We start from the raw sequence: 25,112 nt of genomic DNA, 5'->3' as shown, positions 1-25,112 counted from the left end.
ATAACTTTACCAAAAATAACAAAATTTGTTTAACTAGTAGCGTTAAACCTGAAACTTTAATCACAATGACTTACGAAGGTGTACTTACGAAAATGCAGACTGAATTTGGAAACCCAATTCAATATTACTTGGTTTTTGAAAATAGTTTTTTGAATGTGAATCAATTGCTGAACAAAAATATAGAAATTAATTTTGTTGGATTCCAATGTTTGAATTGCGGAAAAAAGAAAAAGATATTCCGTCAGGGATTTTGCTACGATTGCTTTTATTCTAGTGCTGCAGTGGGAGATTGGATTATGAAACCCGAGTTGAGTACTGCGCATCTGGGTATTCAGGACAGGGATTTGGTTTATGAAGAGAAAGTACAATTACAACCTCATATTGTATATTTAGCTTTGTCAAGCGAAGTGAAAGTAGGAGTTACCAGAAAAACGCAAATGTCTACGCGCTGGATTGATCAGGGTGCAAACAAAGCCATTTCGATTGTTGAAGTCCCAAATCGATATTTAGCAGGAATTACGGAGGTTGCCTTGAAGAATCATTATGCCGATAAAACAAATTGGCGAAAAATGCTAACAAATACTTTTGACCAGGTGGATTTGATTGCCGAACGATTGAAAGTAGAACATTTGATTCCTACAGAAGTGCAAGAGTATTTCTATTCTCAAAAGAATGATTTATATGAAATGCACTATCCTGTTTTAGAATATCCAAATAAAGTAAATAGTTTAAGTTTAGATAAAACGCCTCAATTTCAAGGAAAACTAACAGGGATAAAAGGCCAATACCTGATATTTGAAGGCGGAACGGTTTTTAATATTCGTGGTTCCGAAGGATATGTGGTAACAATTAATGTATAAAAACTCCATAAAAAAGCAGGAATTCCAATCAATTATTGGGATTCCTGCTTTTTAGAATGGAGAAAACCTACCATTTTGGTTCTATTGGCTTTTTTTAACCATTAAGAAATTAAGTTTCGTTACCATTTAAGGCTTAATTTTTCTTAATTTCTTAATGGTTTAATTATAAATGCAAGTTGTTTTTACAACACCTTTAGTGAAGCCGCTATTTTATAATTTAAATTATTCTTTATTGAACTTTAGGCTCCGCTTTGGGTTCTTCTACTTTTTTCTTTTTATTAAACAAACCATTTAATAATTCAGCAGCCTTAGCTTTTACCTCTTCCTTAGTTGCGGGAGTTGCAGGAGTTGTTGTTTTAGCGGTGTCATTTGGTTTTTTGTTCTTATTGATATAATCACTCAGAGCCGAAGTTCCTTGTTTAACCAATCGTTCTTTTTGTTGGTTTACTAACTGAGTCGTGAGCTTCGTCACCGCACTATTGATATCAGTTGTGATTTTCGGATTGGTAAAATTACCTAATAATACGGCATTTATAGGAAAGCTTTGCAATTTTGCAGCATCTGCAGGCGATAGTTTTGCAATTAGCGCATTGGCTTCTGAACCCAAATATTTGGCGGGAACATCAAATTTTAGATTGTAATTCATACTTTGATCAAAACCATGCGTTCCTCCAATAGTCGCTTTGATGTCTTTATACTTGATGTCAAATGGTTTTACATTCACTTTTCCATCTTTGAAGGTAATCGCTGCTTTCAGATCATTCAAATTGATTTTGCTTACATCGATAAATTTCAAATTTGAACCTAACGCCGTCAACAAAGTTGAATTGGTAGAATTTACAGTAGTTGAAAGTAATTGTCCCAATAAATCTCCTGTCAAGGTTTTTAAATCAGGAGTCAATTCTTTTGCATCAAGATTCCCGTTTAATTTGATACTTGAATTTAATTTTCCATTGATAATTCCGGCTATTGGCGCAATTTTTTTCAACATATCAAGTTGCGTAAAAGATTGCGCGATATCGACTTGATTTAATTTTAAATCCATGTTGAAAACAGGTGTTTTTCCTTTTGTGGAAACAGCTCCATTTACGCCAATTGTTCCTCCAAAAATAGATGTTTTTACATTTTCTAAAGTTACTTTTTGGTCGTTTACAATCAGTTTTCCAGATACATCTTTCAAGGTTAAATTGTCATATAGAACCGTAGTCGCTTTTGCAGTCAGCGTACAATTCAAGAAAGCTGGAATTTTCATGGCGTCTGCTTTTTTATCCTGAATCGTCGTGGCATTTTTTGTTTTGTCGGCAGTTGTTATAAAATCACTTACGGCCAATTGCTTGGAATTCATATTAAAATTTCCTTTCAATTCTTGATTTCTAAATATAAATCCGTAAAAATTTTCTAAAATTCCCGTAACACTAATGTCACTTTTGCCTGTTGTTGCATTGAATTGCTTCAAATCGACCTGACTTGGATTAAACTGAACTAAAGCATTGCTGATGTTCATTGTTTTGCTGTTTTCATCCACATAATTGAAACCGGACAAACTCATAGTCCCTGCATTGTTAATATTTTGATATTGGCTTTTCTCTACTGATTCCATATCAAATTTAGTAGTCACATCCGCATTCAAAATCCCAGATAAAGGTTTGTCTAATTTTACAGGATAGGCTTTAGTTACATTAGCCAAGTTGATGGTTCCTTTTAAAGCGGCGTCTATTATGGGGTTTTTTGTGATATTTCTAATGTTTGCTTTGGCATTGAAAACATCCTGATCTATTTTGAAAGAAAGTTTGTCAAGGTTGACATAAGTATCGTTTAGAATACCCGTTTCATTTATGATTTTAGTGTCAATAACAATGTTTTGAACTGATTTAGGTAAATTAGGATACTGAAATGACGCATTGTTCGATGCAATTTCAATTTTGAATTTTGGAACGGTGGTGTCTGAATACAATCCTTGTGCAAAACCCACAACTGTAAAATCCCCAGTAGTTTTTACATTATTCAAACTTGCCGCATATGCCGCAGGAATAACTCCCAAGAAATTTTTGAATGATGAAGTTGGTGTTTTAAATTTTAAATTATATTGCTGACCCGCTTCTACCATTTGAATAAATCCATCAAATTCTAGTGGCAACTGGTTGATCAGTGCTTTGTTTTCTTTGAATGTGTATTTGCTTTTGTCTAAATCAATTCCTAAAACTGCATCGAGAGTCAAGGCAACATTTTTCATATAATTGACTTTATCCATGTCTAAAGAGATTTTCGCAGTAGATTTAGTAACCAAATCTAATTTTTGAGCTGCAAAATTCCCGGTTCCTTCATGGTTCAGACTATCAATTACCATTTTTATTTTTGAACTTTCGTCAAAATATTTAAACTTGAAATTCTCTATTTTATAATCCTGAATTTTTAATGACAAAGGGTTACTCTTACCATCGGCTGCAGTTTTTTTATCTTTTAAAGCGATATCGTAATTCGCAATTCCGTCTTTGTTGAATATGATATTAATTAAACCATTTTTGGAAGTTATCCCGTCAATATTCATCACTTCTTCTTTGCCTTTAAAAAGTTCTTTGATTGACATTTTTAAATTTAATTCGCCCAATGAAACTAAAGTATCTCCCTCAAAAGGAGCTTTGTTAATAATGACTAATTTGTCCAGTGTAACATTCGCATTTGGAAAATTTTTGAACAAACTCAAGTCAGCATCCGCAAAGGAAACCTTGGCGTCAACTTTGTTATTGATGGCTTGGGTAATTTTAGCTTTTATTTGGTCTTTAAAAAAATAAGGTACAGCAAACAGCGAAACTGCAAATAGGAGAATTATAATTAAAAGGATTTCTAGAATTTTCTTTATCATGATGTTCTTTCTTTAGATTACTAAGTTTAGCAAAAAATCTGCATGACTTCCTACAAAAATAATAGTTTAAGATTTAGAACTTTCTAATATTATCCTAAATAATAGTTTATTGCAAAAAGCAAATCCGTTTAAGCAAGTACTTAAACGGATTCGTTTTTAATTTAAATTGAAAAAATACTATTGGATGTTGATTTCAAATGGCATCATGGCTTGGACTCCTTTTTGCGATTGTAATCTTTTTATTTGTTCCATAATTTTATAGTTTTCTTCTCCTATTTCTTCTTTAATAAAGGCTGCTTTAGAGTTAGAAAATGGTAAACTTTCTAAGAGATCATTGAAGTTTTTCTCGTATTCCGGATAGTTTTGTGTACTGTAATTTTTTGTTTTTGCGATTCTTGCGGCTTCATGAATGGCATCATCCAAACCTCCAATTTTATCTACAAGTCCGTTTTTTAAAGCTTCAGAACCAGACCAAACTCTTCCTTGTGCAATGGCATCCACTTGTGCAAATGTCATTTTTCGTCCTTGAGCCACGTGGGTTACAAATGTTTTGTAAATATGTTCGACACCTTCAAGAGTAACGGCTTTGAATTTTTCGTCTAATGGTAAAAAAGGACTATAATTTGCGGCGTTTTCGTGGGTTTTTACCTGTTCTGTATTAATTCCTATTTTTGTTGCCAACTGAGTGAAATTAGGTAATATTCCAAAGACACCTATCGAGCCGGTGATTGTGTTGTTTTCTGCAAAAATAGTATTAGCATTACAGGCAATATAATAGCCTCCTGAAGCTGCATAATTCCCCATAGAAACAACTACGGGCTTAACTTTTTTAGTCAGTTCAATTTCTCGCCAGATCAAGTCAGAAGTCAAAGCGCTTCCTCCTGGGCTATTGATTCTTAGTACAATTGCTTTTACGTCTTTGTTTTTTCGTGCTTCTTGCAACGAACGGCGCATGGAACCTTCACCGATTGTATTTACATCACCTTCACCGCTCATGATTTCGCCTTGAGCGTAAATAATTGCAATTTGATCCTTAGCATCACTCATTTTTGAAGTTGTTGCTACATTTTTGGCATAATCCAAAATAGTAACTTTATTGTAGTCTTCGTCTTTGTCGACTTTCAAAATGTTTTTAATGGCATTATGATAGACATCTTCGTAAGCAATAACATCGACTAATTTCTCCGCTTTTGCCATTTGAGGGGTTCTTGCCAAAAGCCCGTTTGCAATTTCATTTAATTTAGCCACCGATACATTTCTGCTTTTGGAAATATCAGTTACAATTGAAGCCCAAACCGAGTTTAATAAAGCGGTAACTTGTTCTCTGTTAGCATCACTCATTTTATTTTCAAGGAAAGGTTCTACGGCACTTTTGTATTTTCCGTGACGTATCACTTCCATTTTAACACCTGATTTTTCTTGTAAATCTTTGAAAAACATAAGTTCAGCAGAAAGACCTTTGAAATCCATATCACCTACAGGATTCAAATAAACGGTATTGGCAACAGAGTTTAAATAGTACTCTTTTTGAGAATAAGAATTGGCATAAGCCATTACAAATTTTCCAGATTTTTTAAAATCTTCCAGAGCGTCTCTCAACGCTTTGCTTTGGGCCATACCTATAGAAGAATTGTTATTTAGAATTGATATCCCTTTGATATCATCATCCGTTTTTGCTTCCTCAACGGCATTTATTATGTCTGTTAGACCTACTTTTTTGTTTTCTGAAAAAATAGTCATCCAAGGATCTTTATATTTTCCTGCATAATCATTTTTTATATCTTCTAAATTCAGTTCAATCACAGAATTGCTTTTGACCTTAACGCCTTCAGATTCTCCTCCAAAAATGGCTCCAATAATCAGTATCCCGAAAAAGAACAGCATGAAAAAAACAAAAATACCTATGATGGTAGCCAGTACATTTCCTAAAAATTTCATATTTATATTTTTTTAATAAGTCTCAAAAGAGGTCAATTTGTTACAGCTTTAGGGTTTTAAATTCTAAAATTAGTTATCAACACTCTTTGCAAAGATACTTCTATTCTAAAATTCTTTTAGTTAATTTGCGCTTAATATGAAATCACAACATCAGGTCGTTTTATCTCTAGGAAGTAATCAAGGAAATCGATTGGAAAATATCGAAAATTGTTTGCAATTGATTCATCAGGAAGTGGGAACAGTAATAAAAGTTTCCAGATTGTATGAGTCTCCGGCATGGGGTTTTGAGAGTGATGCTTTTTATAATTGTGTTGCAGTTATTCATACGACGAACTCCGCGCAGAAAGTTTTAAATCAAGTTCTAAAAGTTGAAAAAAAATCAGGTAGGGTTCGAAGTAACAAACTAGGGTATCAATCTCGAATTATAGATGTAGACTTGATCTCTTTTGATGAGGAAATTATTGATTCTGAAAAACTCCAGATTCCACATCCTTTAATGCAAAACAGGAAGTTTGTTTTGCTGCCTATCCAAGATTTAAATTTAGATTGGAAACATCCTGTTCTCAAAAAAACAATTTCGGAGTTATTAGAATCCTCACCAGATCAAAGTGTTTGCAAAGTAATCCAGGAATTAAGAAGCCCTTTGCAAAGTATTTCTTTGGAACAATTTAATTACGTTGCCTTTGAAGGAAATATTGGAGCAGGGAAAACAACTTTGGCTACAAAAATTTCGGAAGATTTCAATGCAAAAACAGTTTTGGAACGTTTTGCCGACAATCCTTTTTTACCCAAATTTTACAAAGACCAAAACCGCTATGCGTTTCCGCTTGAAATGTCATTCCTTGCCGACAGGTACCAGCAATTATCAGATGATTTAGCGCAATTTGATCTGTTTAAAGATTTCATAGTGGCTGATTATCATATTTTTAAATCGTTGATTTTTGCTAAAATCACGCTTGCAGAGGATGAATATCGTTTGTATCGTAATCTTTTTGATATCATTTATAGAGAAATGCCAAAACCGGATTTGTATATTTATTTATACCAAAATTCAGAACGATTGTTGCAAAACATCAAGAAGAGAGGCAGAAGCTATGAACAAAAAATTCCAGCTGAATATTTAGATAAAATCAATAATGGCTATTTGGACTATATTAAATCACAAACGGAATTAAATGTATTAATCATTGATGTTTCGGATCGGGATTTTGTAAAAAACCAAGAAGATTATCTTTATATTTTAAATGAGATTCAGCAGAAAATCAGCTGATAAAATTAAGAGGAGCTTATCTTTTAAGAGAAAAATGGCCGCTTAATTGAGGTTTGGTATTGTCAATTTTTAAAATGTACCAATAATCGGATGCCGGTAATAAACTTTTATTAAATGTACCATCCCACATTAGTTTTTTTGCATTTAGACGTGTAATCAACTTTCCATATCGGTCAAAAATAGAGACTTCGGCTTCTGGATAGTTTACCAATCCTTTTACTTCCCATACATCATTATAAGAATCATTGTTTGGAGTGAAATACTTAGGTGCAATTAGTACAATAAAGGGTTTTGTATCATAACTACAGAAATTAACTTCTCTTACATAAGCAGTTTGCAGGCCACTGGGCGCATTAAAAAATACATTTGAATTTTGAAAGTTGATGCCGTCAACAGAATATTCAAAATAAGCTTCTTCCTTTTTTAAATAAATTACGACTTTTGTTTCATTGACATCAACACGATCAATCTCAGGAGTATTATGTTCAATAACATTTATCTTTTTCCTGCTGGTGCAGTTTTCCGGTGTAGGGCTAGTTATATCAACGTAATAATTTCCGGCAGTTTTAATGCTAATTGTTTGCGTGTTTTCTCCAGTTGACCATAAATAGGTCATGTTTGGGATTTGGGCGTCAAGTGTTAGTATCGCTGATTTGCACAAAGTTAATTCCTGATCCATAACGACAAGTGGCGTGTAAATTTTAATTTCAACGGGAATTCGGGTGCTACTAGTACAACCGTTATTTTGCGCTTCAGCGTAATATGTTGTGTTTTGAGAAATAGTAGAAATAATAAAGCTTGTCCCGGTTCCTTCAACTGCTCCTCCGGTTGCAACTGAATACCAATTGATTGTCCCTGCACTAACAGTTGCTTGGAGCGTAACTGCGCCGGCACCGCATCTTGTTGCAGGTGTATTGGTTGAAGTTATTATAGGAGTAGCATTTATAGTCGCAATAATTGCTGTTCGCGGGGTGGTGCAATTAGCACCTGCATCTACATAATAGGTTGTGGTTGTAGATAAATTTGGCGTTGAATAGGAGTTTCCTGTTGCTAATAGATTTCCTCCGGTTGCAGCATCAAACCAATTTACAGTTCCGTCAGAAGCTGAGGCTTTAAGCGTCACGCTTCCTGAATCGCATCTTTGCGAGGGAGTTGTATTTGTAATTTTAGGAATCGTGATTGTTGTACTTGTTGAAATTTGGAGTGGTAAGTCGTTTGGCATTCCGCCAAATTCTACAATGTATCCTTTAGCTTGATAATTTCCTGTTGCATCCCCGTTTAATTGTAAATCATTCCATGACCCTGCGATTCCTGTAACGCCGGGAGCTTTTACGTGTGCATAATGTTCATTATTATTACTGTTATTAGGTTCTCCTATGTTCCAATTTGAATAAGTTGGTGATGTGCCATTCACTCCTCCATTCCAGAATACAGTACCGTTTTCGGGGCCAGTTACCCATTTCCAGACGCCCTCTGTTTCTGCATCGCTGGCACCAATCCATCCGTTTCCGTTTGCTTGTGCTCCGCAAAGTTGTGCTTCATCGGGAGCGGTAATTGTGGCTAAATATCCTTTTAGTCCAAAATAAGTGCTATTCTCTGCGGCTGCTTTTGCTGCTGTCCAACTGATTCCAGGATTCGAGATGTATTCATAATAATGACCGTTTCTGGCTAAGTAATTTGCTTGGCCTATTGTAATTGAGAAACTACGAATTCCCGAAGGAGATGCGTTGCTACTGGAATATTTTATGTCTTTTATGGCGGCTATGAACGCTGCAGTGCTTGGTTGTCCTGTTGATCCGGTTAAAGTAAATTTTCCTGATAAACCATCCCAATTACTTGTAATTGATGGATGGGTTCCTGCCAATGAAAGTACGTCTTCACCGTTAATATAGCCCGAAGAAATCTGTATATAAATAGAAGTGATGAAATTGTCGGGGTCTGCTATTAATATATCACTTACAATATTTAAAGAAGTTCCTGGGCAGTAGGGTTGATTGTTGTTTTGAGCAATTAGAATGGGAGCAATACTAGCAACGGATTCTTGAGCCCTTTTTTTATAAGCTGGATTTAAGGTGTGGCGTGTTTTATGGAAAACATTTTTTTTTATCGTATAATCAAAGTTGGATGCGTAGTTTGCTTCCGTAGTAAAAAATCCTAATACTAAAATTATTTTAAAAAAAACATGTTTTCCCATTTTGTAAAAATATTGTTTTTCTTGTTTGAAAAAACATTAATCTATGCAGGCCAATTTATTTTTTGAAACAAATCCCAAACGACAATTCCTGCGCTTACTGAAATGTTCAAAGAATGTTTGGTTCCTAATTGTGGTATTTCAATCGAACCATCACATAGAGCGACTGCTTCTTGTGAAACGCCATAGACCTCATTCCCAAAAACTAAGGCGTATTTTTTATTATTTTCAACTTTGAAATCTTGAAGAAAAATAGCACTTTCCACTTGTTCGATTGCCAGAGTGATTATATTATCTTTTTTTAAATTTTCAATTACTGTCAGGACATTGTCACTGTGTTCCCAAGTAACCGTTTCTGTTGCTCCAAGCGCGGTTTTATGGATTTCCTTATTTGGAGGAGTTGCCGTAATACCGCACAAGTATATTTTTTCAATCAAAAAGGCGTCAGCGGTCCGGAACACAGAACCAATATTATGTAAACTTCGAATATCATCTAAGACTAAGATAATGGGTGTCTTTTTAGATTCTTTAAAAGCTTCGATTGATTTTCTTTCCAATTCGCTATTTTCTAGTTTTCTCATATTTTTCAGGGTTTGTTTCAATAAAAAAGCTTCCACAAGTAGGGAAGCTTTTTAATGTAAATTAAATTTAGAAATTAGCTTTTTGGTGCATCATCTGCTAAAACTGTTCCTTTTATTGTGAGTGTTTTTGTTGCTTGTCCAGCTGCATTTGAGGTTACAGTCACCGTTTTTGTGAAAGGACCTACTCTGTCAGTAGCATATTTTACGCCTATAATACCTTTTGCACCAGGAGCGATTGGCTCTTTTGGAGTTGTAGGAACTGTACATCCACATGAACCTTGAGTATTAGTTATAATTAATGGTTTGTTTCCATTATTAGTAAAAACGAATTCACGTTTTCCGTCGGCATTATGGGCAACAGTACCATAATCGATAGTTTCAGTTACAAAAACCATTCCTGCTCCATCAACTTTTAGAGTTGAAATTTTAGCAGTTGAAGCTTTTATTTTTTTGGTAACTTTCGATGTTTCTTGCGCATTAGAAGCAGTAACTCCTAATACTAATAATAACGCTAGTGTAACTATTTTTTTCATTTTCTTGTTTTTTTAATTAGTTAAACAAATTTAAAGAAAAAATCATGCCATTAGCTTAATTTTTCCTTAAAAATATTAATTTTTTTGTAGTCCACTATAATTCGTTTTAAAATATATAAATTCGCTGATCATTTTTTTTCATTTTTTAAATATAAAATAACTTGGCATCTAAAGATAAAACGGTTAAGGAAACGCCATTAATGAAGCAATATAACGAGATCAAAAGGAAATATCCTGATGCGTGTTTATTGTTTCGAGTAGGAGATTTTTATGAAACTTTTGGTGAAGATGCAGTACGTGCGTCCAAGATTCTTGGTATAACACTGACAAAACGTGGCGCAGGTTCCGAAACGGAAACAGCGCTTGCAGGATTTCCGCATCATTCTATAAATACTTATTTGCCAAAATTAGTAAAAGCTGGACTTCGTGTTGCAATTTGCGATCAGCTGGAAGATCCAAAAATGACCAAAACCATTGTGAAACGTGGAGTTACGGAACTGGTGACGCCCGGTGTTTCAATGAATGATGAGGTTTTGCAGTCCAAGACTAATAATTTTTTGGCATCCATATATTTTGCTAATAAATCAATTGGAATTTCATTTCTGGATGTGTCAACTGGTGAATTTCTCACTGCTCAGGGAAACGCGGAATATATCGATAAGCTGCTACAGAATTTTAATCCCAGCGAAGTGCTAATTCCTAAAAACAACAAAAATGATTTTAGGGAGACTTTCGGAGAAGATTATCACAGTTTTTATCTGGAAGATTGGATTTATAAAGAGGATTACGCTTTTGAAGTCCTAACCAAGCATTTTCAAACAGTATCGCTGAAAGGTTTTGGAATCGAAGAATTGAAAGAGGGAATTATTGCTTCGGGCGCAATTTTGTATTATTTGTCCGAAACGCAACACAATAGAGTCCAGCATATCACTTCCATTCAGCGTATTGCGGAAGATGCGTATGTATGGATGGACCGATTTACAATACGCAATCTGGAGTTGTATCACAGTTATAATCCAAATGCGGTTACACTTCTCGATGTTATTGATAAAACGCTTTCGCCAATGGGTGGTCGTTTATTAAAACGATGGCTGGCCCTGCCGTTGAAAGACAGTAATAAAATTCGAAGTCGTCATGAAGTGGTTTCGTATTTAAAAGAAAATCAGGACGTTTTAAAAAACATCCAACATCAAATCAAGCAGATTTCTGATTTGGAGCGTTTGATTTCCAAAATTGCTACTGGGAAAGTGTCACCACGCGAAGTAGTTTATTTGAAAGAATCTTTGGATGCTATTATTCCAATAAAGACATTGGCATTGCAAAGTCCGCAGGAAGCCGTAAAAGTAATTGGAGACAGTTTGCACAGTTGTGATTTACTTCGCGAAAAAATAAAAATAACATTGAATCAAGATGCTCCTGTAGCTGTTTCTAAAGGGAATGCTATTGCAAAAGGGATCAGTGCCGAGTTAGATGATTTGAGAGCGATTTCAACTTCTGGAAAAGAATTTTTAGAAGGAATTGAAAAGCGAGAATCACAATTAACTGGAATTTCTTCTTTGAAGATTTCCTTTAATAATGTTTTTGGATATTATATTGAAGTTAGAAATTTACATAAAGACAAAGTGCCGTCTGAATGGATTCGTAAACAAACGTTGGTGAATGCAGAGCGTTACATTACCGAAGAATTAAAAGAATACGAAACCAAGATTCTTGGTGCCGAAGAAAAGATTTATAAAATTGAGGTGGAATTGTTCGAGCATTTAGTGAGTTGGATTGCTACCTACATAAAGCCGGTTCAAATGAATGCGAATTTGGTAGCGCAATTGGATTGTTTGTGTTCGTTTACACAATTAGCTATCGAGAATAAGTACGTTTGTCCGGAATTAGACGAAACATTCGAACTCGAAATTAAAAACGGAAGACACCCTGTTATCGAGAAACAGTTGCCCGTTGGAATGCCTTACATTGCCAACGATGTTTTCTTAGACAGAGAAACGCAACAGCTGATTATGATTACCGGACCAAATATGTCTGGTAAGTCGGCTATTTTGCGTCAAACGGCCCTAATTGTGTTGTTGGCTCAAATGGGAAGTTTTGTTCCTGCTGATAGCGTAAGAATGGGGATTATCGATAAAATATTCACAAGAGTAGGAGCGAGTGACAATATTTCGATGGGGGAATCTACTTTTATGGTCGAAATGAATGAAACGGCTTCCATCTTAAATAATATTTCTGACCGTAGTTTAGTATTGTTAGATGAAATTGGGAGAGGAACCAGTACTTACGATGGGATTTCTATTGCTTGGGCGATTGCAGAGTTCTTGCATGAACATCCTTCAAAGCCTAAGACCTTGTTCGCCACGCATTACCATGAGCTGAATGAAATGAGTGAGTCATTACCTAGAATCCAGAATTATAATGTTTCGGTGAAAGAATTAAAAGACACCGTACTTTTTATTCGAAAGTTGGTAAAAGGAGGCAGTGCGCATAGTTTTGGAATACATGTGGCAAAAATGGCCGGAATGCCACAGATAGTGATTTTGAAGGCTCAAAAGTTATTAAAAAAACTGGAGAAGAACCATTCAAGCGATGCTTTAAACGGAATTAAAGAGGCGAAAGATGAAATGCAAATGAGTTTCTTTAATTTGGATGACCCTTTATTAGAAGAGATCAAAGAAGAGATCTTAAATTTGGATATAAATACCATAACTCCAATGGAAGCTTTGATGAAACTCAATGAAATTAAAAGAATGTTAACCAGAAAATAATTTATTGGGTTTTAAAGTTTACGTTATCAGAATGTTAACTTTAATCTGTGAATTTTTTATAAAAAAGGCTTGTGTAATTCAATAAATGTCCTAAATTTGCATCCGCAATACGGAACAAGTATCGCGGTTCTTTTTAAGAATTGAAAATGCGAAAATAGCTCAGTTGGTAGAGCGCGACCTTGCCAAGGTCGAGGTCGCGGGTTCGAGCCCCGTTTTTCGCTCCACACCACATAATGCTCGGATGGTGAAATTGGTAGACACGCTGGACTTAAAATCCAGTGAACAGCAATGTTCGTGCGGGTTCAAGTCCCGCTCTGAGTACTAAAAAGCTTCAAACTATGTTTGGAGCTTTTTTTATTTTATAATAAATCCATTTAGATTTTACAATTTTAATTGCAAGTGCTTAAAAGTATAGCTCTTTTAGCGTCTGCATTAATTTCATTTTATTCAAGATATACTAAACTATGGGAGCTTTTGTAATTAGTAAAAGATTTAATGATGAGTATAAATTTGTTTTTACTTCCAGAAAAGGAAAGATCATTTTTACTAGTTTGAGTTATGAACTTAAGTTTGAGTGTGAGGAAGAAATTGACAAATTAAAAGAGAACATTGAATCAGCAGACTTTTTAAAGTTTAAGTCTTCAAATGGTAAGTATTATTTTAAATTGATGCTAAAGGGGTGTCATCTTGCTACCAGCAGAAAATACACTACTTCTTTGAGGCTTCAAAAAGGAATAGATGAAATTGTTAAATATGGATCCGTAGCCGAAATTTTAGATTTTTCGGCAAATGATTTTATTTTTGAAGATTAACGTTTATTACGGAGCAGTACGTTAATAAAAAAGAGAGCAATGGGTAATTTACCCATTGCTCTCTTTTTATATCCATAAACGCCCTAAAAGCGTAAGTATAAATAATTAAAAAAGCCATCTCGCTTGCGCGGATGGCTTTAAAATTTTTAGAATTGGATTCTAATTATTTTTTTGCAGCTTCAGTTGCAGTAGCAGCAGCTTTAGTAGCAGTTGCAGCAGCGTCAGTAGCAGTTGCAGCAGCAGAGTCAACAACAACAGCAGCAGAATCAACTACAGCAGCAGCAGAATCAACAACTACAGCAGCAGAATCAACTACAGCAGCAGCGTCTTCAGCAGGAGCGTCAGCTTTTTTACATGATACAACAGTTAAAACAGCAACAACAGCTAAACTTAAAAATACTTTTTTCATCTTACTTTATTATAAAAGGTTAATTATTAATTCGTGGCAAAGATATAAATTTTTTAATATGTAAAATATTTTTTTATTTTTTTTTTAAAAAATAATATTTTTCGCCAACATTCTCATTTACAACAACTATTATGCCAGAGCGCTAATTTTATGAAATATGGGCCGTTAAATTAGTAAAAGAAACTTTGTGGGGCTTTTTTTATAATCCAATGACAAGGAATGCGCTATCGTGCCTTAATTGCAGTGACTGATTTATCTCCTGATTTTTTTTTAGAAAATTAGAGCAATTCAAAATTCGAAATAGTTTTCATTATAATAGTGGTAGCACCTTTATTCATTTGCACAAATGTTTCGCATATATGTCCTTTCTCGTCTCTTTCAACCTCGATAAGGATTAAGTTCCTTAAAGTGGTTTCCAGTTCCTTTATATTGGAAATAGAAATACAGCCTTCAAGGTTCACTAAAGCGATTGCTTCTGTAAAATGAGAGTAGTTAGGGCCAATCACTATTGGAACACCATAGGTAGCTGGTTCCAATATATTATGTACGCCAGGATTTCCAAATCCACCACCCACATAGGCAATGTCAGCATAACTGTAAATTTTCGTCAAAATGCCAATAGTGTCAATTATAAAAACGTCGTAATCAGCAAGATTTTTTTCCTTTCTTTCGCTGAATAAAACTGTCTTTGTGGCGATGCTGTTTTTTAGATGTTCAATTTGTTCTGTTTTTATATTGTGTGGTGCAATTATAAATTTGACATTGTATTTATTGGAATTGATAAAATCAACTAGTAAACTTTCATCTTTTGGCCATGAGCTTCCTACTACGATGGTAAGTGTGTTGTTTTTGAACTGGGATATAAAATCCAAAGAATTGTCTTTTTCTAAAATTGCTGCCACTCGGTCAAAACGTGTGTCTCCTGAAACTGCAACATTGGCTTTGCCTAATTGTCTTAATAGTTTTTTTGAATTCTCATTTTGCACAAAAAAATAAGTAAAAGTATCCAGTGCTTTTCTATAAAACCCGCCGTACCATTTAAAGAACATTTGATTTTCTCTAAAAATACCTGAAATCAGGTAAGTTGGCGTATTTAGCTCCTTAAGTTCGCTTAAATAATTTAACCAGTATTCGTATTTAATAAAGAAAACGAGTTCAGGATTCACTAAAGTTAAAAACTCTTTCGCATTTTTCTTGGTATCCAAAGGCAAATAAACCGTGACGTCCGCAACCGTATTGTTTTTGCGTACTTCATAGCCTGAAGGCGAAAAAAAAGTAACTACAATTTTATGGGAAGGAAATTTCTCTTTAATTTTTTCGATTACAGGCAGTCCTTGTTCGTATTCTCCTAAAGAAGCAGCATGAAACCAAATCGTTTTGTCCGAAGGTTTTATTTTTTGTTCCAAAGTTGGAAAAACAACTTTGCGACCTTCCACAAAAAGTTTGATTTTTGGACTGAAAATAGCGACTAGTTTTAAGGCTTGTGAAGCGAAAATTACAAATAAATTATAAAGGAAAAGCATCGTTAAAAATTTATGTGCTAAATTACATCACTTTAAATAATTTTCATTGTAATAAGTCATTAAATAACTATTTTTGTTCTCGTTTTATAAAAGGTTTTATGGCGTTCAGTAACTTCAAACCATAAACTAGCATCGTCCTTAGGTCAGTTGAAGGATAAATTTTAAACAAAATCTCAATGAAAAAAATTCAAATGGTTGACTTAAAAAGTCAATATGATAAAATAAAAGATACTGTAAATACGGCTATTCAAGAAGTTTTAGATACCAATACTTATATTAATGGACCTCAAGTTCATCAGTTCCAAAAATCTTTAGAAAACTATTTAGATGTAAAACATGTTATTCCGTGTGCAAACGGAACTGATGCGTTACAAATCGCTATGATGGGATTGGATTTAAAGCCTGGAGATGAAGTCATTACTGCTAATTTTACCTTTGCCGCAACAGTTGAGGTGATTGCTTTGTTGCAACTTACGCCGGTTTTAGTTGATGTAGATATGCATAATATGAATATTTCTATTGAGGGAATAAAACGCGCCATTACACCAAAAACGAAAGCGATTGTTCCTGTACATTTATTTGGCCGTGCGGCTAATATGGAAGCGATAATGGCTTTGGCGGCAGCACACAATCTGTATGTTATAGAAGACAATGCACAAGCTATTGGAGCCAATTGTAAGTTTTCTGATGGAACAAAAAAGAAAGCAGGAACAATTGGTCATGTAGGGTCTACCTCTTTTTTTCCCTCTAAAAATTTAGGTTGTTATGGTGATGGTGGAGCCATTTTTACAAATGATGATGCTCTGGCTCACAAACTTCGCGGAATTGTAAATCACGGAATGTACGAACGCTATCATCATGATGTAGTAGGAGTGAACTCTCGTTTAGATAGTATTCAGGCCGCAGTTTTAAATGCAAAATTGCCTTTATTAGATGAATACAACAAAGCAAGACAAAACGCAGCCAGAAAATATTCAGCAGCTTTTGAAGGCCATAAAAATATCGTAGCGCCAAGTATTTGTGATATTTGTGACTGTCATGTTTTTCATCAATATACATTGAGAATCATTGATGCCGATAGAGATGGTTTGATGCAACATTTGCTGGATAAAGGTATTCCATGTGCCATTTATTACCCAATCCCGTTGCATTCACAAAAAGCGTATTTAGATACAAGATATAAAGAAGAAGATTTTCCTGTAACCAACCAATTGGTCAAAGAAGTAATTTCATTACCAATGCATACGGAACTGGATAACGAACAAATTAAATTCATCACGGATAGCGTTTTAGAATTTTTGAAATAATAAATCATGAAAATACTAGTAACAGGAGGTTTAGGTTTTATAGGATCTCATACCGTAGTCGAATTACAAAATGAAGGTTTTGAGGTATTAGTTGTAGATAATCTTTCTAATACTTCTTTGAGTGTATTAGACGGAATTGAAGCTGTTACAGGAAAAATTCCCGCATTCGAAAAGCTAGATTTACGTGAAAAAGATAAAGTACAGGATTTTTTCAAAAGACATAATGATATTTCCGGGGTGATTCATTTTGCTGCTTCAAAGGCCGTTGGTGAAAGTGTCGAAAATCCTTTGTTGTATTATGAAAACAATATCAATGCGTTGGTATATGTTTTGCAGGAATTACAGAAAAAACCCGAAGCCAGCTTTATTTTCAGCTCTTCTTGTACCGTTTATGGTCAAGCCGAAAAAATGCCAATCACTGAGGATGCATCAATTCAAACAGCCATGTCGCCTTATGGTAACACAAAGCAAATAGGAGAAGAAATCATCACTGATGTTGCTAAGGTATCTAATATCAATGCCATTCTATTGCGCTATTTCAATCCTATTGGAGCACATCCGTCAGCTGAAATTGGGGAATTACCTATTGGCGTACCACAAAATTTAGTGCCTTTTATAACTCAAACGGGTTTTGGTTTACGAAAAGAATTATCCGTTTACGGAGATGATTATCCTACGCCTGATGGGACAGCTGTGCGTGATTACATTCATGTAGTCGATTTGGCAAAAGCGCACGTAATTGCTTTGCAAAGGCTATTAAACAAAAAGAATCTGGCCAAAGTAGAAACCTTTAATCTAGGAACAGGGACAGGAAGTTCTGTGTTAGAAGTCATTCATACTTTCGAAAAAGTAAGCGGTAAAAAATTATCATATAAAATTGTAGGTCGCAGAGAAGGCGATATTACATCGGCTTACGCTAATACGGATAAAGCTAATACTGTTCTAGGATGGAAGGCACAATCAACGCTTGAAGAAGCAATGGCAAGTGCTTGGAAATGGGAACAAAAAATTAGAAGTTAGTACTCAGTTTAAAAAATAGAAATCCCAAATTATCACGATGATAATTTGGGATTTTTTTTGATTGGAAAAAACTACGAATGAAAACTGATTTTCTTAATTTATAATTCGTTCAGGACTTTCAATTCAGTTTTTCTGGAAATTATTTTTTTCCTGCTTCTTTCAGCTTTTCAGCAGCTTCATCCATTTTTTTAGCTCCTCTTTCAAGAGTTTCTCCAGCTTTAACCTTAGTAGAATCAACTGCAGCGTCAACTTTTACAGCAGCTGTATCCATTGCTTCTCCCATTTCGTTCCCAACTGCTTCAGTTGCCTCTTTTACTTCGTCTTTTGTTTCTTTTTTACAAGAGGTCATTAAAGTTGCAATAAATGCTATTCCTAAAAGTGCTTTTTTCATTTTTTTTATTTTAATAAATTTATAATTTAGTGAACTCCTATTATAAAGATAAAAAAAATCCTCATAAACGTATGTTCACGAAGATTTAATTTTTAATCTATTTCAAAACGGAGTATTGCGATTGAATACTAATTACGCATTCGCGGTCACCGCTTCTCTATCAATTTTTCCAATCAATCCGGCTAATACTTTTCCCGGGCCCACCTCGGTAAATAAAGTTGCACCATCAGCAATCATTTGTTGCACGGATTGCGTCCATTTTACTGGCGCAGTCAATTGTATGATTAAGTTTTTCTTGATCTCATTATGGTCAGAAACCGCATTAGCTGTCACGTTTTGATACACGGGGCAAATAGGAGTTGAGAATGTCGTTGCTTCAATAGCTGCTGCTAATTCTTCTCTTGCCGGTTCCATCATTGGGGAATGAAAAGCACCTCCCACAGGTAACAATAAAGCACGTTTCGCTCCAGCGGCCTTCATAGCTTCGCAGGCTTTTTCAACTGCGGTTGTCTCTCCTGAAATTACCAATTGTCCTGGGCAGTTATAGTTTGCAGCGACTACGATTCCGTCAATAGAAGCACAAACTTCTTCTACAATATTGTCTGCTAATCCTAAAACGGCAGCCATAGTCGATGGTTTTATTTCGCAGGCTTTTTGCATCGCCAAAGCGCGTTTACTAACCAATCGCAATCCATCTTCAAAAGACAAAGTGCCATTTGCTACCAATGCTGAAAATTCGCCTAATGAATGTCCCGCAACCATTTCTGGTTTGAAATCTTCCAACGTTTTAGCTAAAATAACCGAATGTAAGAAAACTGCTGGCTGCGTAACTTTGGTTTCTTTCAATTCCTCGGCCGTACCTTCAAACATGATATCTGTGATGCGGAAACCTAATATATCGTTCGCTTTTTCGAATAATTCCTTTGCTAATGGGGAGTTTTCATATAAGTCTTTGCCCATTCCGGTGAATTGCGCGCCTTGACCTGGAAATACGTATGCTTTCATTGTTGTCTATTTAAATTTGTCGGGACAAAAATAGTATTTTTTTTAGGAGCACCAACTTTTGTTCTTCTTATCAATATTCCTCCTGCTGTACGCTGCAATCTCTGCGAGGATTTCCGCTTCCATCAGGGCTAAAAAGAAACTGTAGGATTTCAAGAAACAAGAAAAGCGTTGTGTGTTTACAACGCTTTTCTTTCAATATAGGATTTTTTATTAGTTCTCGTAATACGTTAACGCTCCCGAAGGGCATTTCTTTACCGTATCAATAATTTTCTCTGTCGAAGAACCTTCAATTTTAATCCAAGGTTTTTCTCTGGGTTGAAACACATCAGGATTATTGCGGACACAGTTGCCCGAGTGAATGCATTTGCCAGATTGCCATACCACGGTGACTTCACCATTGGTATATTCTTTTTTAATGTTTTCCGGATCCATAGTTACAAGGTGGTGTTAATCGTTATTGTTCCTTTTAAAATTCTGGAAACAGGACATTTTTCAGCAATCATCAACAGTCGTTCTTTTTGTTCTGGAGTAATTTCAGTCGAAAAAGAAATTTTTCTGGAGATTATAGTAGTCACTTCATTGCCTGTTTCTTGTGTTGCGTTCAATGTAATATTAATTTCTGGGATTATCCATCCTTTTCGGTCAATATACATACGTAAAGTTGATAAAGTACAGCCTGCTAAAGAGGCAAGAAGAGTGGAGTAGGGATCTGGACCCAGATCATTTCCATCTATACTTTCCGGCTCATCCATAATAAGCTGACCGTTTCGCCAAGAAATGGTACACAGGTATTTTTGTGTCCCAATATGGCCGCTAATATCTTTTTCTAATAAATTTCCCATAATTATAAAACGTCTCTAAATTCGGGGTTTTTATCAAAAACACTTTTCGCAAAAGGACATAAAGGAAGAATTGAAATGCCTTTTTCTCGGGCAAATGCGACTGCTTTTTCCACCATTTTCTTTCCAAATCCTTTCCCGTTATTACCTACATTCACTTCGGTATGGTCAATGATGATTTTATCTTTGCCAGCAAAAACAAATGTCATTTTAGCTTCTATTTTATCATTTACAGCCATATAGAAGAACCCTTCTTTTTCGTTGTATTCTAATTCTAGGATTTCACTCATAATAAAAAAAATTAATGTTGCATCGGAATTTCCATCAATAAGAACTCGGCATCTGAGGTCGCTTTAATGTCCAAAGAATTGGTATTCCAAATTCCAAATCCATCACGGGTTTCTAATTCCTGTCCGTTAATTGTTATAGTTCCAGAAAGGATAAAGGCATAAACGCCATTTCCTTCTTTTTTCAAATTGTAAGTGGCTGAAACATCTTTGTCAAATTTACCCAAATGAAACCAAGCATCCTGATGAATCCAAACGCCTGAATCATCAGCATTGGGGGAAAGAATTTGTTGCAATTTATTTTTTCGATCCTCAGGATTTAAAGTGATTTGTTGGTAACGTGGTGCTACATTTTGCTGGTTTGGATAGACCCAAATTTGCAATAATTTAGTTCTTTGATCAGCATTTGGATTAAATTCAGAATGTTTTACTCCAGTACCGGCACTCATGACTTGAATGTCGCCACTTTTAATAGTTTCTGTATTTCCCATACTGTCTTTGTGCGCCAAATCGCCTTCAAGTGGAATGGTGATGATTTCCATATTATCGTGCGGATGTGTTCCAAAACCCATTCCGGCTGCAATGGTATCGTCATTCAAAACACGAAGCGCTCCAAACTGGACTCTTTCTGGGTTGTACCAACTGGCGAAACTAAAACTGTGATAAGCATTCAACCAGCCATGATCAGCATGACCACGTGTATTTGCTTTGTGTATGATTGTATTTTCCATGATGAAATAAATTTAGTAATTATTATGATACAAATTTACAATCATTGCATGAAGAAGGCACTTAATGTAGATTAAGAAAATCAGTATTCAGTAAAAAAGTGGTCAGTGCTCAGTAAAGTATTAAGGAGAATTTCGCATTCTTAATAATTGAATACTAGAAACTGATTACTGAACACTACTTTCGCAGCAGTCTCGACTTCATCTTACTCAAGAATTCAGGTGTGACGCCAATGTAAGAAGCAATTTGTTTTTGAGACACTTTTTGAATGAGACTCGGGTATTTTTTGCAAAATTTTTCAAAGCGCTCTTCTGCTGATAAACTTAAATTATCCATCAATCGTTCTTGATATGCTACCAATGAATTTTCAGTTAGAATTCTAAAAAAGCGTTCTAGTTTTGGAATTTCTATATAAAGTTGTTCTTGATTTTCTTTTGAAAGCATAGCGACTTCGGCATCTTCTAAAACTTCAATAAAAAGATTGCCGGGTTTTTGCGAAATTAAGCTGTACATATCGCCAATCCACCATCCTTCACAGGCAAAATTTAAAACATGCTCTACAATGTTATCATTGATATTGAAACTTCTCAAGATTCCTGAGTTCACAAAATAGGAATGTTTGCAAACTTGCCCTGAATTGAGTAAAAGACTTTTGGCTTTAAAATGATGCGTTTCAATTTTGGACAAAAAAAGTTGCTCTTCTTCAGGAGTAAGTGTTATATGCTTGGTAATATTTTGAAGAATTAAAGGCAACTTTTGTTATTTTTTCTTTTCTTCAGGAAGTAATTTAAATTCTGAAACTACAAAACGGGTGTCTTTTATTTCACCAACAACTGCTGCTTTTCTAATGGCAGCACAAAAACCATCATCAGCGTGAGCATCACCATGAGAATCGATAGAAGTTCCGTCTATAAAATAGCTTTTTCCATCAATACGTACAGCTAATTCACAACCATTTCCCTTCATTCCAAATTGACATTGTCCGCAAGCGGCATCTACAATTTGGGTTTTTGGCTTTTCTTTTTTATCCTGAGCAGTTGCTATTAGTATAGAAAACAAGAATATTGAAGTTATGATTTTTTTCATTTCTTTTAAAGAATTTATTCCTGACAAGATAGTCCTTTTTTTGATTTGTTTTGCGATTTTTAGCTGGAATAATTCTTGAACATGTAAATCCATAATAATCTGGATAGACGAATGTTGAAAGAAGACATTGCAATGATAACCACTCCAATAATTGGAATGATTCTTAAATCGAAAGTTTCGGTAAAGAAAAACTGAGCTATGACATAAGTCGCAATACTTTGCGCTACAGTCAGTCCATAATTGACATACATGGCACCAAAAAAATAACCAGGTTCCTTCTCGAATTTAAATTGACAACGGGAGCAAAATTTGTTCATTTTGGGAAATCCAATAGTAAAGAAAATGCTTTTTTCATTGAAAACCTTGCCTTCAAGGCAATGTGGACAATCATTATTTAGGATATGTGCAATAACATGTGACATTTTTATTTATTTTTATCAAAGGTATTTATTATCCATGTTCCAGATGTTTTCTATATTCGCTTATTGTAGCACAATAAAGACATTGTATTAGTTATGAAAAAGTATCCTATTTATCCCATTCAGCGTTTTAACTGTAATTCAGTAAATAGTGATTTGTATATTAATACGTTCAAAAATCACTTAATCAATCATAGTTTTGTTGAAGAGCCGCACCGACATAATTCTTATGTGCTTGTTTTTTTTACTAAAGGTTCAGGAACGCATGAAATTGATTTTGATAAATTTATAATCCAACCCGGAAGTGTTTTTTTTATGCAGCCTGGACAAATACATCATTGGGATTTGTCCGATGATGTAGAAGGATTTGTAATTTTCTATTCGCAGGAAATGTATAATCTCTATTTTGGACAAAAAACTATAGGTGAATATCCTTTTTATTCTTCGGTTAATAATATCCCTGAAATTTTATTTGATATGGCTGAATCCAAAGCGATTCTGCCATATTTTGAGAGCCTAATTTCGGAAACTGAGGGAAACCAAATTATGAAGCAGGATAAAATCATGAACCTGCTAGATATTATTCATATTGAAATTGCCAGAAAATATAGTGAAACTTATCTCCATGAAACGCATTCGTATAATGTGAAAATTAAAAATTTTGAAGTACTTTTGGAAAAGAATTTTAAGGCAGATAAAACGCCTTCTTTCTATGCTTCGCAACTCCATATTACTTTAAAACATTTGAACAGGGTATGCAATGAAATCCTGCAGAAGACCACAACCGAAGTAATCACAAACCGAATTATTCTGGAAGCAAAACGAATGCTGATGGATAAAAAGTTCACCGTTAATGAAATTGCAACCGAATTAGGATATGATGACTATTCCTATTTTACACGATTATTCAAAAAACATACTGCAATGACTCCGACAGATTTTCGTGTTTCTAAAAAGTAATTACGAATTCACGGTAACCAAACTAGCTGCTTTTTTAGCTTTTTCTACGACTTCTTCAATTGGAGTTTCTAAAGTGTCATTGACTAAAGCCACGCCCATTCTTTTGTACGGACGAGAAGTTGGTTTTCCAAAGATTCTGAAATCAGTTTTAGGTAAAGATGCAACTTTTTCGATGCCGGTATAAGTTGGGTTTGTTGAATTTTCTGAAGCTAAAATAACTGCACTTGCTCCCACTTTTTCTAAAGTAATTTCGAAAATTGGTAAACTTAAAATGGCTCGTAAATGCAATTCGAATTCATTGAAGTTTTGCGTTCCCGCCAAAGTTACCATTCCGGTATCATGTGGACGAGGTGATAATTCTGAGAAATAAACGCCATCATCAGCCAAGAAAAATTCTACTCCAAAAAGTCCTGCGCCGCCCAAAGCTTCGGTAACTTTTTCGGCCATGTCTTGTGCTTCGTATAAATCTTTGTCGGAAATTCTTGCGGGTTGCCAGCTTTCTTGGTAATCGCCACGTTCTTGTCGGTGACCAATTGGGGCACAAAACAAAGTGGGATTATTATTTTGAACTACTGTCAATAAAGTAATCTCCGAATTGAATTTCACAAATGCTTCTACGATAACTTCCACAACATCCCCGCGAGAACCTTCCACGGCATAATTCCATGCTTTTTCGATATCGGATTCTGTTTTTATAGTGGATTGTCCTTTTCCAGACGAAGACATTAATGGTTTTACCACGCATGGCATTCCAACGGCTTCAACTCCTTTTTGCAATTCTTCGGCAGTTGTGGCGTAGCGATAATTGGCGGTTTTTAATCCTAATTCTTTGGAAGCTAAATCTCGGATTGCTTTTCTGTTCATGGTGAAGTTTGCTGCTTTCGCAGAAGGAACTACGGTAATTCCTTGCTTCTCGTAATCGTAAAAACGCTCGGTACGAATGGCTTCAATTTCAGGAACGATGAAATCAGGTTGGTGTTTGGCAACAATTCGGTCTAAGGCTTCTCCATCAAGCATATTGATGACTTCAAAAGCGTGTGCCACTTGCATAGCGGGCGCGTTTTCATAACTATCAACTGCAATTATGGTTTGCCCGATGCGTTGTGCTGCGATTACAAATTCTTTTCCTAATTCGCCAGATCCAAGAAGTAGTATTTTCATTTTTTGAAGTTTCAAGTTGCTTAATCGTATGAAAACGATTTAAATTGGAAGCAAAAATAGTGTTTTTTTGCGTGAGGGATAGAAGTGGAAATCCTTTTTTATCTCGTTCTTTAACGAGGTAAAAAAGATTGCAGCGGATAGCCCGACCCTTGGGTCACGC

At 35.1% G+C, this 25,112-nt stretch carries 24 protein-coding genes and 2 tRNA genes; 9 read left to right on the top strand and 17 right to left on the bottom strand.

Annotation, left to right across the window (positions count from 1 at the left end; all coding sequences use genetic code 11):
- Positions 1–65: 65 nt before the first annotated feature.
- Positions 66–860 (top strand): DUF2797 domain-containing protein, encoded by a 795-nt coding sequence (locus BUC23_RS01360; protein ID WP_073204792.1) that lies wholly within the window; start codon positions 66–68, stop codon positions 858–860.
- A gap of 229 nt (positions 861–1,089) precedes the next feature.
- Here BUC23_RS01360 and BUC23_RS01355 read toward each other — a convergent pair whose 3' ends face one another.
- Positions 1,090–3,723 carry an AsmA-like C-terminal region-containing protein gene (locus tag BUC23_RS01355; protein WP_073204194.1) on the bottom strand — a complete coding sequence of 878 codons (2,634 nt, stop codon included), beginning with the start codon at positions 3,721–3,723 and terminating at the stop codon, positions 1,090–1,092.
- A gap of 177 nt (positions 3,724–3,900) precedes the next feature.
- A complete protein-coding gene (gene sppA / locus BUC23_RS01350; protein ID WP_073204189.1) occupies positions 3,901–5,661 on the bottom strand; it encodes a signal peptide peptidase SppA in 1,761 nt (586 codons plus the stop codon).
- Between the two features lie 136 nt (positions 5,662–5,797).
- Between sppA and folK the strand changes: the two genes are divergently transcribed.
- Complete coding sequence (gene folK / locus BUC23_RS01345) at positions 5,798–6,931, top strand: 2-amino-4-hydroxy-6-hydroxymethyldihydropteridine diphosphokinase (RefSeq protein ID WP_073204186.1); 1,134 nt, start codon at positions 5,798–5,800, stop codon at positions 6,929–6,931.
- A 16-nt stretch (positions 6,932–6,947) separates the two neighbouring features.
- Here folK and BUC23_RS01340 read toward each other — a convergent pair whose 3' ends face one another.
- From BUC23_RS01340 to BUC23_RS01330, 3 genes are all read right to left on the bottom strand, one after another.
- Entirely contained in the window at positions 6,948–9,125 is a 2,178-nt protein-coding gene (locus BUC23_RS01340) for an Ig-like domain-containing protein (protein WP_073204182.1), read from the bottom strand.
- A 41-nt stretch (positions 9,126–9,166) separates the two neighbouring features.
- Positions 9,167–9,703, bottom strand: coding sequence for an RNA methyltransferase (locus BUC23_RS01335; protein ID WP_073204788.1), 537 nt, complete (start codon positions 9,701–9,703; stop codon positions 9,167–9,169).
- 74 nt (positions 9,704–9,777) lie between these two features.
- On the bottom strand, positions 9,778–10,236 hold the full coding sequence (locus tag BUC23_RS01330) for a DUF1573 domain-containing protein (protein WP_073204179.1): 459 nt from the start codon (positions 10,234–10,236) through the stop codon (positions 9,778–9,780).
- A gap of 161 nt (positions 10,237–10,397) precedes the next feature.
- Here BUC23_RS01330 and mutS point away from each other — a divergent pair, with 161 nt between their 5' ends.
- The 4 genes from mutS to BUC23_RS01310 all read left to right on the top strand — a co-directional run bounded on the left by mutS (position 10,398) and on the right by BUC23_RS01310 (position 13,816).
- A complete protein-coding gene (mutS, locus tag BUC23_RS01325; RefSeq protein WP_073204175.1) occupies positions 10,398–13,004 on the top strand; it encodes a DNA mismatch repair protein MutS in 2,607 nt (868 codons plus the stop codon).
- Positions 13,005–13,152: 148 nt separating this feature from the next.
- A tRNA-Gly gene (locus BUC23_RS01320) sits at positions 13,153–13,228 on the top strand.
- An 11-nt stretch (positions 13,229–13,239) separates the two neighbouring features.
- Positions 13,240–13,325 (top strand) — tRNA-Leu (locus BUC23_RS01315).
- Between the two features lie 143 nt (positions 13,326–13,468).
- Complete coding sequence (locus tag BUC23_RS01310; RefSeq protein ID WP_073204171.1) at positions 13,469–13,816, top strand: DUF1508 domain-containing protein; 348 nt, start codon at positions 13,469–13,471, stop codon at positions 13,814–13,816.
- Positions 13,817–13,979: 163 nt separating this feature from the next.
- Here the strand turns inward: BUC23_RS01310 and BUC23_RS01305 are convergent, their stop codons facing one another.
- Together BUC23_RS01305 and BUC23_RS01300 are read right to left on the bottom strand one after the other, a co-directional pair.
- Positions 13,980–14,225 (bottom strand): PG1828 family lipoprotein, encoded by a 246-nt coding sequence (locus BUC23_RS01305; protein ID WP_073204169.1) that lies wholly within the window; start codon positions 14,223–14,225, stop codon positions 13,980–13,982.
- A 278-nt stretch (positions 14,226–14,503) separates the two neighbouring features.
- Positions 14,504–15,748: a 3-deoxy-D-manno-octulosonic acid transferase gene (locus tag BUC23_RS01300; RefSeq protein ID WP_073204165.1), complete on the bottom strand. Its 1,245-nt coding sequence runs from the start codon at positions 15,746–15,748 to the stop codon at positions 14,504–14,506.
- A gap of 176 nt (positions 15,749–15,924) precedes the next feature.
- Here BUC23_RS01300 and BUC23_RS01295 point away from each other — a divergent pair, with 176 nt between their 5' ends.
- Entirely contained in the window at positions 15,925–17,055 is a 1,131-nt protein-coding gene (locus BUC23_RS01295) for a DegT/DnrJ/EryC1/StrS family aminotransferase (RefSeq protein ID WP_073204162.1), read from the top strand.
- Between the two features lie 6 nt (positions 17,056–17,061).
- A complete protein-coding gene (gene galE / locus BUC23_RS01290) occupies positions 17,062–18,075 on the top strand; it encodes a UDP-glucose 4-epimerase GalE (RefSeq protein ID WP_073204159.1) in 1,014 nt (337 codons plus the stop codon).
- A 139-nt stretch (positions 18,076–18,214) separates the two neighbouring features.
- On the opposite strand, the gene BUC23_RS01285 is transcribed toward galE, so the two are convergent.
- From BUC23_RS01285 to BUC23_RS01245, 9 genes are all read right to left on the bottom strand, one after another.
- Complete coding sequence (locus BUC23_RS01285; RefSeq protein WP_073204156.1) at positions 18,215–18,466, bottom strand: hypothetical protein; 252 nt, start codon at positions 18,464–18,466, stop codon at positions 18,215–18,217.
- 132 nt (positions 18,467–18,598) lie between these two features.
- Positions 18,599–19,471, bottom strand: coding sequence for an ACP S-malonyltransferase (gene fabD / locus BUC23_RS01280; protein ID WP_073204152.1), 873 nt, complete (start codon positions 19,469–19,471; stop codon positions 18,599–18,601).
- A 210-nt stretch (positions 19,472–19,681) separates the two neighbouring features.
- On the bottom strand, positions 19,682–19,903 hold the full coding sequence (locus tag BUC23_RS01275; protein WP_073204149.1) for a (4Fe-4S)-binding protein: 222 nt from the start codon (positions 19,901–19,903) through the stop codon (positions 19,682–19,684).
- Positions 19,904–19,905: 2 nt separating this feature from the next.
- On the bottom strand, positions 19,906–20,313 hold the full coding sequence (locus tag BUC23_RS01270; RefSeq protein WP_073204147.1) for an OsmC family protein: 408 nt from the start codon (positions 20,311–20,313) through the stop codon (positions 19,906–19,908).
- 2 nt (positions 20,314–20,315) lie between these two features.
- Positions 20,316–20,600: a GNAT family N-acetyltransferase gene (locus tag BUC23_RS01265; protein WP_073204144.1), complete on the bottom strand. Its 285-nt coding sequence runs from the start codon at positions 20,598–20,600 to the stop codon at positions 20,316–20,318.
- Between the two features lie 11 nt (positions 20,601–20,611).
- Positions 20,612–21,328, bottom strand: a complete 717-nt coding sequence (locus tag BUC23_RS01260; protein ID WP_073204142.1) for a pirin family protein — start codon at positions 21,326–21,328, stop codon at positions 20,612–20,614.
- A gap of 175 nt (positions 21,329–21,503) precedes the next feature.
- Positions 21,504–22,079, bottom strand: coding sequence for a Crp/Fnr family transcriptional regulator (locus BUC23_RS01255; RefSeq protein ID WP_073204139.1), 576 nt, complete (start codon positions 22,077–22,079; stop codon positions 21,504–21,506).
- A 6-nt stretch (positions 22,080–22,085) separates the two neighbouring features.
- Positions 22,086–22,412 (bottom strand): DUF6370 family protein, encoded by a 327-nt coding sequence (locus BUC23_RS01250; protein ID WP_073204785.1) that lies wholly within the window; start codon positions 22,410–22,412, stop codon positions 22,086–22,088.
- 59 nt (positions 22,413–22,471) lie between these two features.
- On the bottom strand, positions 22,472–22,834 hold the full coding sequence (locus BUC23_RS01245; protein WP_073204136.1) for a DUF983 domain-containing protein: 363 nt from the start codon (positions 22,832–22,834) through the stop codon (positions 22,472–22,474).
- A gap of 93 nt (positions 22,835–22,927) precedes the next feature.
- On the opposite strand from BUC23_RS01245, the gene BUC23_RS01240 reads away from it, so the two are divergent.
- Complete coding sequence (locus BUC23_RS01240) at positions 22,928–23,791, top strand: AraC family transcriptional regulator (RefSeq protein WP_073204133.1); 864 nt, start codon at positions 22,928–22,930, stop codon at positions 23,789–23,791.
- Here the strand turns inward: BUC23_RS01240 and purT are convergent, their stop codons facing one another.
- Positions 23,792–24,967, bottom strand: a complete 1,176-nt coding sequence (gene purT / locus BUC23_RS01235) for a formate-dependent phosphoribosylglycinamide formyltransferase (RefSeq protein ID WP_279625669.1) — start codon at positions 24,965–24,967, stop codon at positions 23,792–23,794.
- Between the last annotated feature and the right edge of the window lie 145 nt (positions 24,968–25,112).

It is taken from the genome of Flavobacterium xinjiangense (assembly GCF_900142885.1).
Classification (GTDB): Bacteria; Bacteroidota; Bacteroidia; order Flavobacteriales; family Flavobacteriaceae; genus Flavobacterium; species Flavobacterium xinjiangense.
The sequence above is the reverse complement of the archived record's forward strand: the minus strand, read 5'-3'. Positions and strand labels throughout refer to the sequence as shown.